Here is a 15,737-nt window from a genome sequence, read left to right as displayed (position 1 = left end):
GTCAAATTGTACTAGGAAAATAGATAATTGTAAAAATTGGATCGTAATCGCACAGGATAAAAAGGGGGAAGTGCGATTGACATTACTGAAGCAAAGGGTAGTGATCATTTTTTGGCTCATGTCGATGGCAGGGCTTCTTCCGCTAATCTACGTACTTGATCCACCAAGAAACATCACTCTTTCTTCCTTATTCACTGTAAGCATTGTCTTTATTCTCACCGCAATTTTCAGTTTTAAAGTTAAAGGGACCGATATTATTGTCATTCAGGGAATCGGACTAGCTGCCTTTCTAATATTCGGACTGTTTATTGAAGCATTATTGACACAACTGTGCATTATCACCTATTTGCTTTTTCAGCGGGTCGGGAAGTCGGATTCTTATCGGATACCGGTAAACCTGACCATGTTTCTGCTTGTTTCCATTTCTTCCGGATGTGCTTACTACGCACTAGGCGGCCAAGCAGTGACGGGAACCCGTAATGTTTTGGCGTTGCATTTATTGCCGATCTTAGCCTTCTATATTGCTGCTTATTTAACCAACAGCCTTCTCTTAACTGTCATTCGACGTTGGCTGCTTAATCAGCAAGTTGTTTTGAAACTATTCGACCGTGATTCTGCTTGGGAACTGGTGATTACGGCCTTAATGTTGCCGCTTGGTATCGCCTTCTATTTCATGTATACGACCAGGGGCTGGGAAGGGATGATGATGATTGCGATTCCAATGGTCACATTGTCGGTCATCATGAGACAAATCAACAACAGCCAGGAATTAGTCTATTTTCTTCAAAACGTGAACCATCTTGGTCAGCAGCTTACGGAAGAATTGTCCGTGAACCGTGTATTTGACCACTTGTTTGCTCAAATGCCTGCAATGATGACAACAGCGGATTATCTTTATGTTGTCCTGTATACGGAACCGGAGCACCCAAAGCTTGTCCGTCTCTATCGCAAAAATCAGGAAAGTGACTTTGTACCCTTTCAGCAAGAAGCCGATATCAGTCTGAGCGTATATCGGGAAGCGAAAACGGTCACTGAAAGCGGAGAGGTATGTGCAAGGTATCCGTTTCTCGATGCAGTGTCAAAAGGACAAGTGCGATCCTATTTGTCTGTTCCGATGATGCATCGCGGACAAGTCATCGGTGTCTTGACAATCGCCTCGCATATCAACAGAGCCTTTACAAAAGCAAATAAAATCGGAATTGAAATCGTCGCCGATTTTCTTGCAATAGGGCTTGAGAATGCGAAGAATTATGAAATTCGAAAAAAGGAAAGCGAACATTGCCCGCTGACTGATTTGTATAATTATCGTTACATGATGAAAATGATCCATCAAATGGATCTTGATCCTTCGCTAGCGGTTTTTTCAATTATTATGATTGATATTGATAACTTTAAAAGAATTAACGACCGGTTTGGACATCAAAACGGCAACGCGATTTTAATTGGTGTTGCGAATCGATTGCGGAAAACGATTGGAGAACGTGGTATTGCTGCACGGTACGGTGGCGAAGAGTTTACCGTACTGCTTCCTGAAATCGATTCAGGCCAATGTTTTTCGATTGCTGAAGCGATTCGCCGCACGGTTGCAACGGAACCCTTCATGATTTTCAATGAAGAAGACAAGCGCTATGACCAAATTCACGTGACGATCAGCCTTGGCACGGCAACAGCGCCTGTAGATGGTACGGATCCGTCTGAATTGATCTATAACGCGGATCACGCAATGTATAAAGGTGCAAAGCAGCAGGGGAAAAATCGAGTAGCTCGCTATCTTTGACCAATCGATGATGTGCGAAAATCGTTGAGAAAAAGAGAGAAATTTTTTGCGGACGAGACGACAAATGTCTCGTTCTTTTTTATGTCCGCTGTGCTAAGCTAGTCGGAAGCAGAGTTTTGTTTGGACAAAGGGGGATACCTGTGACCGCTAGGAATAATAAAACGCCCCAAGTGACGGTATCGTTTAATGGAGAAAAACATGTCTTGGAAGAGTGGACAAGAAAAGAAACAGCCGCAGATCAGGATAAGTCACTGGACTGGATCGGCGCTTTCTCCGATGAGAACGATGAACTTCAGCAACCAAAAAAAATAAGTACCGATTCAAATGCTTTTACGGAAAAAAAACAGCCACTGTTAAAAAACAAAGGGCACTCGGCGCGTAAGAAGCCAATGACGAAACTGCGTATGATCCGTTTTGTCGGCTTACCGGCGGCGGCAGCGCTTGTCGTCGGATTGGTGATTGGCATGTCTCTTTTAATGATACTAAACGAACAAGCGCCGAAAGAAAAGAACACATGGGCGAGCGGCGCGCAATCCAATCAGCAGGCCGGAACCTCGACGATCGCCAGTAACGATTTAAATTTATCGCTCTATTTCATTCAGGCAGGGTTGTTTGGCTCGTCGGCTAAGGCAAAGCAGATTGCATCTCGGCTGAACGCCCCGGCAGTTGTGATGCCTGTAACTGGGGGCAACGCCATTTTTGTTGGCGCCGCACAAAGTGAAAAAGAAGCGGACCAAATGATTAAAGCGTTTGAAGGAAATGGCATGGACGTGTTTAAAAAGAAAATGACGCTGCAAGCGGCTGCAGCAGCAGCAAAGGATCAAAACAAAGCGAAGGCGGCACATGCGGCAAAGAAAATGATTCAGGAATACCTCGCATTATCGGTACAGCCAAACAGAAGCACAGCTTCTAGCCAGAATGCATTGCGAACCGTGGACAAGCTCTATAAATCCATATCAGGCTTAAAAGTAGATCGTGAAGCCAAGCAAGTAATGGATGATCTTAAACAAACGCGCGCAGCGGCAGCCCAATTAGCTACAGATTCGCGCGCACAACAGGCGGCTGCATTTCATAAGTGTCTGCTTGAGACGATCACCCACTATAACGCGTTGATTCACTCTTAAAGAAACCGCATTTTTTTGAAGAATGGCGCCTGCAGCGCACAACGGATTAAAGTACCATAGGTAGATGCGTCCTATGCCGATCTTGCGATGAGCGGTTTGTCTTTGATCAATCCGTTCCAGCTGCATCATCGCGCGACTTCTACGGGATATTGATGTTGCCCGCGTAACAGAACGATTACAAAAAGATTATTATTGCTTATTTTTCTGTTTTTGTGACATAAACAGAGGAATCGCATCGAAAATAATGGGCGACTGTCCTAGAAAATAGACCATTTTTGACATTTTTCATTCTGCAGAAAATCCTGAAACACGCTATGCTTGGCTAAAGGATCTTCAACGTGCAGAATGGGGGAATGGTTTATGGTGAAGAATATAATGATGAAAGATGTACCGAATGGTGATCGTCCTCGAGAACGCTTGATTCGCGAAGGAGCTTCCGTTTTGTCAAATCAAGAGCTGCTTGCCATCCTTCTGCAGTCAGGGACAAGAAATCAGTCTGTCATGCAGCTTGCCGGTCGATTGGTCAGTCAATTTAACGGCCTTGAACAATTGCGGGAAGCGAGCATCGAAGAAATGAAGCAAGTCAAAGGGGTTGGCGCAGCAAAAGCGGTTCTTTTATTAGCCGTTTTTGAAATTGGGCGGCGTATGAATCAAAAGGCCCATGATTCAAGGTACGCGATTCGTTCTCCCGAAGACGGCGCCGACTATGTGATGGAGGAAATGCGCACATTAAAACAGGAGCACTTTGTGGCATTATTCTTGAATACCAAGAATCAAGTGCTGCATAAGTGCACCATTTTTGTCGGCAGTCTCAATGCTTCCATTGTTCATCCACGGGAAGTATTCAAAGAAGCAGTACGACAATCTGCTGCTTCGATCATCTGCTTTCACAATCATCCAAGCGGCGACCCCACGCCCAGCAAGGAGGATATTGATGTAACCAGGCGCTTGGCTTCTTGCGGGAAAATGCTTGGTGTGGACGTCCTGGATCATATCGTTATTGGGGATCGGCGATTTGTCAGTTTGAAACAGAAGGGGCTCATGTAATGTAAAATGAAAAGCGCGCGATTCCAAACATTTCATTTCCAGCCCCCCCTATAAATTCAAGATCAATTAAGATATAATTAAATGCATGAGTTTTTGCAACCGAAGGGAGATTACATAGATGTTTGGCGGATTTTCTAGAGATATGGGTATTGACCTTGGGACGGCGAACACGGTAGTGTACGTTAAGGGGAAAGGTGTCGTCGTCAGAGAACCATCGGTCGTCGCCTTACACACAGACAATGGTCTGATTGAAGCAGTCGGAACACCGGCAAAGAACATGATCGGCCGAACACCGGGAAATATTGTTGCTGTTCGTCCGATGAAAAATGGCGTGATTGCGGATTTTGAGACTACAGCAACAATGATGAAATATTTTATTAATCAAGCACAGAAACAACGCTCCGTGTTTTCACGCAAACCAAATGTGATGGTTTGTGTCCCATCGGGAATTACAGCCGTTGAAAAACGTGCCGTAGAGGATGCGACAAAACAAGCGGGTGCGCGTGAAGCATATACGATTGAAGAGCCCTTTGCAGCAGCAGTTGGTGCCGATTTGCCGGTTTGGGAACCGACCGGGAGCATGGTGGTGGATATTGGCGGAGGTACGACGGAAGTTGCCATCATCTCACTTGGCGGGATCGTGACCAGCCAATCCATTCGTATCGCCGGCGATGATATGGATGAAGCGATCATTCAATATGTGAAGAAAACCTATAACCTCATGATCGGGGAACGATCCGCCGAAGCATTGAAGGTTGAAATCGGATCTGCAGGCGATTCCGAAGAAATAGCAAAAAGTAAAATGGAAGTACGCGGACGAGACTTGCTAACTGGCCTTCCAAAGACCATTGAAGTATCTGGAAAAGAGATCGCCGAAGCATTGCGTGATTCGGTCAATCAAATTATCGAAGCAGTCAAAGTAACGCTTGAGAAGACGCCGCCTGAACTTGCTGCCGATATTATGGATCGCGGAATTGTCCTTACCGGAGGCGGAGCATTGCTGAATAACTTGGATCATGTTCTAAGCGATGAGACAAAGATGCCGGTAATCGTTGCAGAAAATCCGCTTGATTGCGTTGCAATCGGTACGGGACGCTCGCTTGAAAACTTACCGTTAATTCGCTCCAAGGCGAACTCAATCTCATTAGCAAAAAAATAATTATTCAGCGCTAAAACGTGTGAACAGCTAAGCAGGTGTCTGTATGCCTTCATTTTTTTCAAATAAAAAATTAATCATCTTATTAACTAGCCTCATTATCCTGATCGCATTGATCAGCTACTCTCTTAAGCAGGGGACACGTGCGAATTGGGCGGAACAATTTGTGCAGGATGTTGTCGGCGGTTTTCAATATGTAATCAATGTACCCGCTCGCTATGCAGCGGGTTTCTTTCAGAATGTGAACGCTATTGAAAATGCTTATAAAGAAAATAAACGCTTAAAAGAAAATCTGGCGAACTATGCCAGTGTTGAACAGGAAAACCGAACCCTGACTGCGCAGAACAAGACATTAAGAGCGCAGCTTGGTTTGAAAAATGACCCAAAACTTTCCGATTTTCGAAAGTACTCGGCAATGATGATTGGCCGAACGGTAGATCAATTTAATCAACTGCTAACAATTGATAAAGGCCGAGTCAACGGGATTGAGGACGGAATGCCGGTCATTACTTCCGGAAAACGGCTGATCGGCAGCATTACGAAGGCGAGCAGTTTCACGAGCAAGGTATCGCTGATCTCGGACGATCAGAATGCAAATCAAATTTCAGCCGTTATTCAACCGAAAAAAGGTGACCCGATTCCGGGCATGATTGAAGGCTATGATCAGAACAAGGATTTATTGTATTTTCGCAAAATCCCGATCAAAGCTAAGGTACAAAAGGGCCAAGTGGTTATAACATCAGGCTTAAGCGGCAAATACCCTGAAGGACTGGTCATTGGTACGGTTACCAAAGTAACAACCGATCAATATGGGTTGACGAAGGCAGCTCAAGTGAAGCCGGCTGCAAACCTTAACGATTTAAGCTATGTTCTGATCCTGGAGCGCAAAACATCGGTTGCAAGTGATGAGGGGGATTGAGAATGAAGCAAAGTAAGGTTTTCATTCTTCTCTTCTTTCTATTCATCATTCAAGGGACCGTTATACCGCTTATCCCTCTGTTCCATGCATGGGACATACAATGGGTTCCGGAGTTTGTTTTTGTCGCAATCCTGATGATTGCGTTTTTCGGATCACTCAGTTGGGGGATGAGGTATGCACTCATCTTTGGTTTTATGACCGACATCGTCTATTCATCGGTGCTCGGTGTCTATGCGTTCAGCCTAACCCTTACCGTATATCTGATGTCTATGATTTCCCGATGGGTGAATTTAAACCTAGTGATAACGATACTTCTTGTTGCTGCCGGCATCGTCGCTATGGAATTTCAGGTGTATGTCATTTACTTGATGATCGGTTTAACGGATCAGAGCCTCGGCGTTTTCTTTCAAGCACGTGTGCCTTCAACACTTGTGCTCAACGCACTCTTTACTCTGTTGATCTATTATCCATTTCGCCGATATTTAGTGAAAATGTCTGACTGGATTCAAAAATGATTCATCCGGTTGCCGTTATCCGAATTTTTGTAGAGAACTGTATGTTTTAAGAAGGAATTTATTCTATTAATATTGAATATCAACATATCGAGGTGAAAATCCCGATGCCAGCCACTCAGTCGCTTGTGACAATAAAAGGGCGCAAAGATGGTCTCGTTCTTGTCATGAATGAAGCTTGCGCTTATCGCGATTTGTTAATCGAACTTAAAGAAAAATTGGCAGCGAGTACGAATCTAAATAAAAATGGTCCGGTCATTTCTGTGAAAATTGAAATGGGAAATCGTTATATCGACGCAGATCAGCGGGATCAGCTTAAACAGATCATTCACTCTTATGATCATTTAAAAGTGGAAGAAATCCATTCGAATGTGCTGACTTATGCAGAACTTGATAAGATCAAAGAGCAGGAGAAAATGGTCACGATGGTTCGGATTGTCCGTTCAGGCCAAGTACTCTCTGTTCAAGGAAATCTTCTCTTAATCGGTGATGTCAATCCTGGAGGCGTTATATCTGCCTCGGGAAACATATACGTTCTTGGATCTCTGCGCGGGGTCGCTTCAGCAGGACAAGGCGAAGACAGAAAGGACGCGGTAATTGTCGCATCGATTATGGCTCCGACACAGCTCAAGATCGGGGTAACCATGAGCCGTAATGAGCGCAATACAGCCGAAGTGCTGACAGAACGCCACATGTTCGAATGTGCCTATTTGGACGAGCATATTGGAAAAATCGTGATTGACCGCATACAAACCACAATGAAAAAAGGAAATCTACCATTTACGTTGAATAAGATGTAAGATTGATAGAAAAGGGGTGTGTAGCGATGGGAGAAGCAATCGTTGTGACATCTGGAAAAGGCGGGGTTGGAAAAACAACAACCTCCGCAAATGTCGGTACCGTTCTTGCCCTGCAAGGGAAAAAAGTCTGTCTTGTGGATACGGACATCGGCCTGCGCAATCTGGATGTTGTTATGGGACTTGAAAACCGAATCATCTATGATTTGGTTGACGTAGCACAAGGGCGGTGCAAGCTTAATCAGGCATTAGTGAAGGACAAGCGTTTTGAATGCCTCAGCTTGTTGCCGGCAGCCCAAACAACTGATAAGGACTCGATCCAACCCGATCAGATGAAGAAAATCATTGATACATTAAAAGCCGATTTCGATTACATTATTATTGATTGTCCGGCTGGTATCGAACGCGGCTTTAAGAATGCGGTTGCAGGGGCGGATCATGCGATTGTCGTGACAACCCCTGAAATTTCTTCCGTTCGCGATGCTGATCGAATTATCGGTTTGTTGGAACAAGAAAAACAAGTTTCGCCGCCACGGTTAATTATCAATCGCATACGGCAACATCTGCTTAAAAGCGGTGAAATGCTTGAGATCGATGAAATCATGAATATATTGGCGATTGACCTGATTGGCATTGTCATCGATGATGATGGCGTGATCTCTTCTTCGAATAAGGGGGAACCAATCGCGCTCAATCCTTCATCAAAGGCCGCAATGGCTTATCGGAATATTGGGAGACGGATTCTAGGAGAAACCGTTCCGCTTATGGATCTTGATGAAAAGCAAGGCTTTTTCCATCGGGTTAAGGCATTGCTTGGAATGAGATAATCGAGAGAATCAGCTTTTAAAGCGTCCGTGCGTAAAGAAGTTCTTTACGCACGGACGCTTTTTTTCTTTCCCTCATATTTTATACAGGACGGGCATACAGTCTTTGTAGAGCTTGTTCACAATGGACAAGATTATGCGATAAGCGAAATGTTGTAAGAAATGTGAATGAACGAATAAAACGGATCGATGCGGAAAGGAAGCAGACCCATGAGCGATTTTATGGATTATAAGCGAAGACATCAGTTGCGCAAACAAAGAAAACTAACGATGCTGCGAGAGTCTCCAAAAGATTATAGCCCTTATCCCAAAAAATCAGGGAGCAGCATGATGAATGCGCCTTATTGGGCAGATGTGGAGGAGCCCCAAAAACCGCCGGTTAATCATACCCGCCGCTTCATGCTGCAATGTGTGGTCTCAGCTTTGCTTGTCGGGGCAGTCTATTGGGTGAATACAAAGGACAGTCAACTCCCGGCGATAAAACATTCCATAAAAACAGCGATGACTCAGGAATTCCAGTTTGCTGCCGTGTCGCAGTGGTATGAGAACTATTTAGGTGATCCAATCAGTTTCCTTCCTAATATCCCCAAGGACACAAAAAGCGCCAATGAGGGATCGAGTGAACATCAAACACAAACAGACAAATCATCTTTTGCTAACCCGGTGACCGGCGAGGTGAAAGCGCCTTATAAAACAGCAACGAAGGGGGTTACCGTTGAAACCCATGCACATACAACCGTTAAAGCAGTAAAAGATGGTCTGGTTGTGTTTGTCGGAAAGAAAAAGACAATTGGCGAAACGGTCGTCATTCAACATAAAGATAATGATGAGTCATGGTACGGAAAACTAGATGCGGCAAACGTAAAAGTATATCAGGAGGTGAAGAAAGGTCAAAATATCGGCGTTACTTCCGGTAACAACAAAAAAGGAAGCTTTTATTTCGCCCTGAAAAAGGGGGAAAAGTTTATCGATCCGATACAGGTGATGTCCTTTGACTAAGCTGCTTCCTAAGATAAAGATTCACCCCGTTTTCTGGCTGGTCATTGCTGCCGGAACATTGACCGGGCATCTTTGGGGAACCGTAATGGCCTTTGTCATTGTGCTGATTCACGAACTCGGACATGCATTGACTGCTCGATTGTTCGGTTGGAATGTTCTCGAAATCGAATTACTGCCCTTTGGGGGCGTCGCAAAAATAGATGAGCGCGAGACGCATCCTTTTTATCAGGAATGCTTGGTGCTGATCGCCGGACCACTACAAAATGTTTGGCTGCCGCTGCTCTCCTATGCGCTGCTGAATTTTTCGTTTTGGGGAATGAATGAACACAATCTCTTTCTTATGCAAAATAACGCACTGTTGCTCTTCAATCTGCTACCGATCTGGCCGCTCGATGGAGGACGTCTGACCCATGTTTTGATGGAAATGGTTTATCCCTACAAACTGGCTTATCGCCGCGCGCTTTGCTTCTCCGCAGTTGCCTTAGGCGTGTTCGGCGTAATCAGCTTGCTGCTCTATCCCTTTGCAATCAACAGCTGGATCATTTTTTCATTTATTCTCGTCGCGATCTATAAAGAGTGGCGCGTGATCCCGTTACGCTTTATTCGTTTTCTGCTTGCCTTATCAAGCAGCAAGCAAAGATTTGTACGGTTAAAGAAGCTGTCGGTTCCAGGTGAAATGCTGCTCACCGAGGTTTTTGCTATGTACTATAAAAATGCCGATCACCATTTACGAATTATTGGTGAACCGAAGTCTGAACTTGATGGCATCGGGCTGGTTCGCGATTATTTTAAAGGTAATTGTGAAGCAGCGACGATTCGTGAATGCCTATGAATGCGAAGTTGCACCGCCCGACTCAATTTGGGATAATGAACCTAGGTGAAGGATGGGTGGGGGTTGCGATGGTCCAACTCGATTTAAGCATTGCGCTTGAGAAGAATTCGGAAGGTATTCGAGCGGCAGTCTTCGAAAATGGACGCGTGGTGTCCTTTTATTTTCAAAACGATGCGGCGGATCTGCGGATTGGGGATATCTTTCTTGGCCGTATTTCTGAAAATCGGCTCAGTCAAGTCGGCTGGTTTGTTGATCTCGGAGAGGGAAGGAGCGGCTTTCTTCCCCACAACCGCTGCACTAAGAAGCATCCCCCTGAGGACAAAGACGCGTTTATCCTCGTTCAGGTTGATAAAGAACCATGGAATCAAAAGGAAGCCGAACTTACAGAACATGTGCAGATGAAGGGGAAAAATATTATTTATTTGCCTTACAGTGCCTATGTTGCCGGATCGCGGCGCCTTTCCGAACAAGTGCGCGATTCATTGAAGCGAGCGGTTGCCGCTTGGTGTGCTGATGACGAGGGCATGATCGTACGAACGTCAGCGGCTAAGCAGCCGCTTCAAACACTTCGGCAAGAGTTTCTCGAATTGAAGGATCAGTGGCGCAGCGTTGAGAAAACAGCTTTCTCGTCAACGCAGCCGAGACGCCTCTTCCGCCAATTATCCTTTCTTGGCGAACTGCTTAATGCGCATCATTTTCCAGATCATTGTACGGTGCTTACTAATTTTAAGATTGCTCAGGATGAGATTCCGGAAGGCGTGTCGGTACGGCATCTTTCGGAAAAGAACCTCTTCCGTTCACTAAATATTGAATCCATCTATACACATGCATTCGCATCTAAAATAGCACTGGAGTCGGGGGCATCACTTGTCATTGATTATACGGAAGCGTTGACGACAATTGATGTGAATTCAGGCTCAATGAAGATTCAGAAGAATCGTGATGAAGCGATTCGACGAATTAATTTCAATGCAGCGAGTGAGATTGCAAGGCAATTGAGACTGCGCCAGATCGGCGGGATCGTAGTCATTGATTTTTTACGGATGAATCATGAGTCGGATCGGCAAGCACTTCTGCAGCAGCTGATTCATGAAACCAAGCCGGATCCAAACCATGTTCAAGTTTATGGATTTACCCGAGTCGGCTTAGTGGAAGTGACAAGAAAGCGTCAGAGCTGGGGAATTCAGAATCAGGTCATGAGCATGATGAAAAATGCTGCTCAGCGTTGACAGAAAGCGATTGACTATGTTATGATTCGATATGTTATTATGTTGTTAAAGGGCTTAGGAGCATCTCGCTCCAACCGCTCAGAATAGGTGATAATGTCCGGTATGTCGGGCAGCCTTTCTCTGGCGAGTCTGAGATGACAGATATGTTTGGACAAACCGATTTGTCGCAAACATAATCTTAAAGGAGGTGCATCGGAATGTACGCAATTATTGAAACCGGAGGCAAGCAGCTGAAGGTAGAAGAAGGAAAAACGATTGTCATTGAAAAGCTTGCCGGTGAAGCAGGCGATGCTGTTACGTTTGATAAGGTGCTTTTTGTTGGCGGCGAATCTGTAAAGGTTGGCGCACCGACTGTTGAAGGTGCAACGGTAACGGGTAAGGTTGTTGAACAAGGTCGCGACAAGAAAATTGTTGTGTTCAAGTTCAAAAAAAGAAAGAACTACCGTCGCAAACAAGGACACAGACAGCCGTTCACAAAAGTTGTCATTGAAAAAATCAATGCGTGACGGTGGCTTGCGGTGGTTAATCTAACCATTCATCGTGATCCTCAGGGTCAGATTGTTGCCTTTAATTTAACCGGTCATGCCGATAGCGGTCCCTACGGAAGTGATCTTGTGTGTGCGGCAGTTTCTGCTGTTGCCTTCGGATCGGTTAACGCCGTTGAATCGCTGGCGAATCTGCAGTTGGACGTGCTGCAGAAGGATAGTGGTTATCTTGAATGCACGATCCCAGATCACGCTACTGGAAGTGATTTGGAGAAAGCCCGGTTGATCTTGGAAGCAATGCTTATCTCAATGCGTACGATTGAACAGTCGTATGGACAATATATTCGTATTAGTGATTAAAGGAGGTGCCTTAAAGATGTTGAAATTAGATCTTCAGTTTTTCTCATCGAAAAAAGGTGTTGGTAGTACAAAAAACGGTCGTGACTCCATCGCAAAGCGTCTAGGCGCAAAACGTGCGGACGGTCAAACGGTGACAAGCGGCTCAATTCTGTATCGTCAGCGCGGTACTAAGATCTATCCGGGAACGAACGTTGGACGCGGCGGCGACGACACATTGTTTGCAACGGCAAACGGCGTCGTTAAGTTCGAAAAGTTCGGTAAGAACAAGAAAAGAGTCTGTGTCTACCCGGTAGAAGTAGCTAAAGAAGCTTAATGTTTTTTGTGCATGAATAAGTATTGAAGCGGCAGATAACTTTTTGCGCAGGCAAAAGGTATCTGCCGTTTCTTTTACAGATAAAGAAACATTCATGACCCGCTTGAGAAGCGCGGGATACCGCTTGAATGAACATACCCTTTAGATAAAGCGTCTAACTTGTATTTACGTACGCGACGCAGGCAAGTTCTTTTTTTCATGATTTGAGTGACGCTTTTGCTTGTCGTTCCCTGAAAGGGATCTGTTATACTGGTCTTGTACATTTGGAGGTGCGGCAATGTTCAATGAACAAAAAGCGATTGAATTGTTGAGTTTCGCGCGGCATGGCCTATTGAATGATTTGCAGTTGATTAAGGGGTATCTTTTTCTAAAACAGCCGGACAAAGCGGAAGAAGTTGTTGAACGGGTCACAGAGAAACTTCATGATCAAACGGGTCTGACTCGTTTACAGATCCCGCAATCTGCAATTTTTCTCATGCATTACAGGTGGACTGCCCAGGATTTTCATGTTACTTTTCATATTGACGGCAAGCAGAAGAACTTATCTGCGTATGATCATTCCCTGGCGCTCTTGTTCAAAGAACTTTTCTTGATCATCGAACACCATGCGTCGCCCTTGTCGGAAAATAAGGTCGAGGTAATTTTTGATACCACTGAACCTGAAACACGCATATCTGTCTCTTTTATAGGTATACTTACGGATCCTCATGCTGCGCAGCAGAAAGTAAAAAAACTGATCGTGCATCAATCGTTTCAGTGGGTTAAACACTACATAATAAACGATGGAAGTAATGAAAATGAAGTGAGGTGGACAATGTGTTTGTCGATCAAGTAAACGTGTTTGTGAAAGGCGGCGATGGCGGGAACGGCATGGTTGCCTTTCGACGCGAAAAGTATGTGCCTGACGGAGGTCCCGCCGGCGGTGACGGTGGCAAAGGGGCCGACGTGATCTTTGAAGTTAATGAAGGGTTGCGCACCCTGATGGACTTTCGCTACAAACGCCATTTTAAAGGAAAAAAGGGAGAAAACGGCCGAACGAAGAATCAACATGGCAAAAGTGCGGCTCCGCTCGTTGTACAAATTCCACCGGGAACCGTTGTTAAGGATAGGCAAACTGGGCAAGTGCTTGCCGATTTAACGGAAAACGGTCAGCGTCAAGTGATCGCGGCAGGTGGGCGCGGCGGGCGCGGCAATACCCGCTTTTCGACACCGGCCAACCCGGCTCCGTATATATCTGAAAACGGCGAGCCGGGTGAAGAACGCGAAGTACAGCTTGAGTTAAAGCTGTTAGCCGATGCGGGTCTTGTTGGCTTCCCAAGTGTCGGCAAATCAACGCTTCTTTCTGTCGTGACCTCAGCAAAACCAAAAATTGCTGAGTATCATTTTACGACCCTGGCGCCGAACCTTGGCGTTGTAGCCGTTGATGAAGGGCGAAGCTTTGTGCTTGCGGATCTTCCGGGACTGATTGAAGGTGCAAGCAGTGGTGCGGGTTTGGGGTATCAATTCTTGCGCCATATCGAACGTACACGTGTCATTATTCATGTGGTTGACATGTCGGGAAGCGAAGGCCGAGATCCTTATGAAGATTATCAGAAAATCAATGAAGAGCTGAAAAGTTATCAGCTGCGTCTCTTAGAACGTCCGCAAGTTATCGCTGCTTCGAAAATGGATATGCCGGAAGCTGAGGGAAATTTGAAAGCATTCAGGGAAAAAGTTGATCCTGATGTTCCGATATTCGCGATTTCTTCGCTGACGAAAGCAGGCTTAAAAGAATTAACACAAGCAGTGTATCAATTGATCTTGACCACACCGGAATTTCCAATGGAAAAACCGGTGCAAGAGGACGGCAAGGGGTTATACACTTTCGAAAAAGAAGAAGCACCGTTTGTGATTACACGGGATTCGGACGGTGTTTTCAATGTTTCCGGTCCAAAGGTCGAATTGTTGTTTAAAATGACGAATTTCAATCACGATGAAGCTATTCGCCGTTTTGCGCGGCAGCTGCGCGGTATGGGTGTGGATGATGCGTTGCGTGAAAAAGGGGTCTCTGAAGGAGATACCGTTCGGATTATGGATTTTGAATTTGAATACTCTGATTGAAAAAGGCAGGTTACAAGAGGTAACCTGCCTTTTTCAACGCACGTATGGCATGATTGATCTTTTCTAGATCGCTTGCTTCAAGTTCATGAATGTGCACGCCGTCGGTGAGGGAAGACAGCAGCGACGCACCGGTTTTTTGTAAGTTTTCGACAAAGTGTCGCACATCGGAACGATTACGCACCATCAATGAGCGCGTGATTTCTCCATATAATGGATGCTCAACGGTTACGTTCAGAACCGTCACACCGCAGTCAACAATTCGATTCAGCTCATCCTCGGTTTCGCTGATTGAATGTTTGCATGCGACGATTTTTGTTATTTGGTCTTGTTTGCTTTTTTGAAGCAGCAGATAGCCTTGCGAAGTGGCTATAATTGGCTGCCCTTCAGCCTTGAGAAGCGAGATATCTTGAACAATGACTTGTCTGCTTACGTTCATTTTTTCGGCGAGTTCATTGCCTTTAAGCGGATCTGGTGTTTGCTCCAAAAGAGTCAGAATCGACTTTCTGCGCTCATCCCCGGATATTCTTTTTCCTCTTATCGTTTTCATGGTTTTGCACCCCATCAATTTTTTACCCATTCAATCGCTTGATTTGAATGATTCAGTGTGACTGCTCTTTTAAGTATAAGGCAAATTAATGCTTCTGTGTACGGGTGACGGCAGGGCTCCAATATATTTAAGTGATCAGTCGATAAATTTCGATTGGAAAGAGTGGCAAAATGCCCAGAAACACCATATATATAAAATGACTTTCACAGGAGGGATGGAGAACCGTGAAATTATATGTTGTCCAAAAAGGCGATACCATGGAAGAAATCGCAAGAAAACATGGCATGACAATTGACGAATTCAGGAAAATGAATACAGATTTAAGCGAAGATTCATTGCAACAAGGGGTGAAGGTAAAGGTGGCAATTGGAAAACAGCCGATCAAGCGAAAGATTTCCGCCCGATCCGAGTCGATGCAAGCGTCTGCTCCTCAACCTCAGCCGCAAGCGCCTGAGCCGGCACCGCAGCAAACGCCCGAACCAGCGCCGCAGGCTGTGCAAGAGATTAAGGAACAGCCCAATGCGGTTCCTAATGCTCAGGTTTCTGGAACAGAGGATACAGAATATCCGCAAATTCTCTATCCAAAAAGCCCGGAAGATAACGAATGGAGTCAGGCAGATTCAGGGATGTATCCCGATTATTCTGCACCACAACCGTCGTCGGTCAGTCCAACAAGTTATGGACCTTCTGATCCGAATATGGGAAGTGCGGTCAGT

The 15,737-nt window shown here is 45.3% G+C and carries 18 protein-coding genes and 1 other annotated feature; of the genes, 17 read left to right on the top strand and 1 reads right to left on the bottom strand.

Features of this window, described 5'->3' with window-relative positions:
- Positions 1-76: 76 nt before the first annotated feature.
- The 16 genes from SIN01_RS03560 to obgE all read left to right on the top strand — a co-directional run bounded on the left by SIN01_RS03560 (position 77) and on the right by obgE (position 14,474).
- Entirely contained in the window at positions 77-1,777 is a 1,701-nt protein-coding gene (locus SIN01_RS03560; protein ID WP_010026348.1) for a sensor domain-containing diguanylate cyclase, read from the top strand.
- Positions 1,778-1,917: 140 nt separating this feature from the next.
- A complete protein-coding gene (locus SIN01_RS03555) occupies positions 1,918-2,901 on the top strand; it encodes an SPOR domain-containing protein (protein WP_029548270.1) in 984 nt (327 codons plus the stop codon).
- 360 nt (positions 2,902-3,261) lie between these two features.
- The gene (gene radC, locus SIN01_RS03550; protein WP_010026352.1) at positions 3,262-3,948 is read left to right on the top strand and encodes a RadC family protein; all 687 of its coding nucleotides are present in this window, start codon (positions 3,262-3,264) and stop codon (positions 3,946-3,948) included.
- A 118-nt stretch (positions 3,949-4,066) separates the two neighbouring features.
- Complete coding sequence (locus SIN01_RS03545; protein WP_141305998.1) at positions 4,067-5,107, top strand: rod shape-determining protein; 1,041 nt, start codon at positions 4,067-4,069, stop codon at positions 5,105-5,107.
- Between the two features lie 43 nt (positions 5,108-5,150).
- A complete protein-coding gene (gene mreC, locus SIN01_RS03540) occupies positions 5,151-6,023 on the top strand; it encodes a rod shape-determining protein MreC (RefSeq protein ID WP_010026354.1) in 873 nt (290 codons plus the stop codon).
- 2 nt (positions 6,024-6,025) lie between these two features.
- Positions 6,026-6,538 carry a rod shape-determining protein MreD gene (mreD, locus tag SIN01_RS03535; protein ID WP_010026355.1) on the top strand — a complete coding sequence of 171 codons (513 nt, stop codon included), beginning with the start codon at positions 6,026-6,028 and terminating at the stop codon, positions 6,536-6,538.
- Between the two features lie 104 nt (positions 6,539-6,642).
- Complete coding sequence (locus tag SIN01_RS03530) at positions 6,643-7,335, top strand: septum site-determining protein MinC (protein WP_010026356.1); 693 nt, start codon at positions 6,643-6,645, stop codon at positions 7,333-7,335.
- A gap of 26 nt (positions 7,336-7,361) precedes the next feature.
- A complete protein-coding gene (gene minD, locus SIN01_RS03525) occupies positions 7,362-8,159 on the top strand; it encodes a septum site-determining protein MinD (protein WP_010026357.1) in 798 nt (265 codons plus the stop codon).
- Positions 8,160-8,366: 207 nt separating this feature from the next.
- Positions 8,367-9,155 (top strand): M23 family metallopeptidase, encoded by a 789-nt coding sequence (locus SIN01_RS03520; protein ID WP_010026619.1) that lies wholly within the window; start codon positions 8,367-8,369, stop codon positions 9,153-9,155.
- A complete protein-coding gene (locus SIN01_RS03515) occupies positions 9,148-9,987 on the top strand; it encodes a site-2 protease family protein (RefSeq protein WP_010026620.1) in 840 nt (279 codons plus the stop codon). Before SIN01_RS03520 ends, SIN01_RS03515 begins: the two co-directional genes overlap by 8 nt.
- Before the next feature lie 68 nt (positions 9,988-10,055).
- A complete protein-coding gene (locus SIN01_RS03510; RefSeq protein WP_010026621.1) occupies positions 10,056-11,216 on the top strand; it encodes a ribonuclease E/G in 1,161 nt (386 codons plus the stop codon).
- Between the two features lie 62 nt (positions 11,217-11,278).
- Positions 11,279-11,357: a sequence feature (ribosomal protein L21 leader region), on the top strand.
- A gap of 56 nt (positions 11,358-11,413) precedes the next feature.
- Positions 11,414-11,722 carry a 50S ribosomal protein L21 gene (rplU, locus tag SIN01_RS03505; protein WP_010026622.1) on the top strand — a complete coding sequence of 103 codons (309 nt, stop codon included), beginning with the start codon at positions 11,414-11,416 and terminating at the stop codon, positions 11,720-11,722.
- 12 nt (positions 11,723-11,734) lie between these two features.
- On the top strand, positions 11,735-12,061 hold the full coding sequence (locus SIN01_RS03500; protein WP_010026623.1) for a ribosomal-processing cysteine protease Prp: 327 nt from the start codon (positions 11,735-11,737) through the stop codon (positions 12,059-12,061).
- Between the two features lie 16 nt (positions 12,062-12,077).
- Positions 12,078-12,374, top strand: coding sequence for a 50S ribosomal protein L27 (rpmA, locus tag SIN01_RS03495; RefSeq protein ID WP_010026624.1), 297 nt, complete (start codon positions 12,078-12,080; stop codon positions 12,372-12,374).
- A 277-nt stretch (positions 12,375-12,651) separates the two neighbouring features.
- On the top strand, positions 12,652-13,209 hold the full coding sequence (locus SIN01_RS03490) for a Spo0B C-terminal domain-containing protein (RefSeq protein WP_010025851.1): 558 nt from the start codon (positions 12,652-12,654) through the stop codon (positions 13,207-13,209).
- A complete protein-coding gene (gene obgE / locus SIN01_RS03485; RefSeq protein ID WP_010025850.1) occupies positions 13,191-14,474 on the top strand; it encodes a GTPase ObgE in 1,284 nt (427 codons plus the stop codon). The genes SIN01_RS03490 and obgE overlap by 19 nt, the downstream gene beginning before the upstream one ends.
- Positions 14,475-14,484: 10 nt before the next feature.
- Here obgE and SIN01_RS03480 read toward each other — a convergent pair whose 3' ends face one another.
- Entirely contained in the window at positions 14,485-15,021 is a 537-nt protein-coding gene (locus tag SIN01_RS03480; RefSeq protein WP_010025848.1) for a transcription repressor NadR, read from the bottom strand.
- Between the two features lie 224 nt (positions 15,022-15,245).
- On the opposite strand from SIN01_RS03480, the gene SIN01_RS03475 reads away from it, so the two are divergent.
- Positions 15,246-15,737 (top strand): LysM peptidoglycan-binding domain-containing protein (locus tag SIN01_RS03475; RefSeq protein ID WP_141305997.1); only part of this gene is annotated, 492 nt, incomplete at its 3' end.

The organism is Sporolactobacillus inulinus, from assembly GCF_006539285.1.
GTDB lineage: Bacteria > Bacillota > Bacilli > Bacillales > Sporolactobacillaceae > Sporolactobacillus > Sporolactobacillus inulinus.
The sequence above is the reverse complement of the archived record's forward strand: the minus strand, read 5'-3'. Positions and strand labels throughout refer to the sequence as shown.

Coding starts and splice junctions, on each gene's coding strand:
- SIN01_RS03520 (WP_010026619.1), top strand. CDS start 8,367: ATGAGCGATTTTATGGATTATAAGCGAAGACATCAGTTGCGCAAACAA.
- SIN01_RS03530 (WP_010026356.1), top strand. CDS start 6,643: ATGCCAGCCACTCAGTCGCTTGTGACAATAAAAGGGCGCAAAGATGGT.
- rpmA (WP_010026624.1), top strand. CDS start 12,078: ATGTTGAAATTAGATCTTCAGTTTTTCTCATCGAAAAAAGGTGTTGGT.
- SIN01_RS03490 (WP_010025851.1), top strand. CDS start 12,652: ATGTTCAATGAACAAAAAGCGATTGAATTGTTGAGTTTCGCGCGGCAT.
- SIN01_RS03545 (WP_141305998.1), top strand. CDS start 4,067: ATGTTTGGCGGATTTTCTAGAGATATGGGTATTGACCTTGGGACGGCG.
- mreC (WP_010026354.1), top strand. CDS start 5,151: ATGCCTTCATTTTTTTCAAATAAAAAATTAATCATCTTATTAACTAGC.
- SIN01_RS03480 (WP_010025848.1), bottom strand. CDS start 15,021: ATGAAAACGATAAGAGGAAAAAGAATATCCGGGGATGAGCGCAGAAAG.
- minD (WP_010026357.1), top strand. CDS start 7,362: ATGGGAGAAGCAATCGTTGTGACATCTGGAAAAGGCGGGGTTGGAAAA.
- mreD (WP_010026355.1), top strand. CDS start 6,026: ATGAAGCAAAGTAAGGTTTTCATTCTTCTCTTCTTTCTATTCATCATT.
- rplU (WP_010026622.1), top strand. CDS start 11,414: ATGTACGCAATTATTGAAACCGGAGGCAAGCAGCTGAAGGTAGAAGAA.
- radC (WP_010026352.1), top strand. CDS start 3,262: ATGGTGAAGAATATAATGATGAAAGATGTACCGAATGGTGATCGTCCT.
- SIN01_RS03510 (WP_010026621.1), top strand. CDS start 10,056: ATGGTCCAACTCGATTTAAGCATTGCGCTTGAGAAGAATTCGGAAGGT.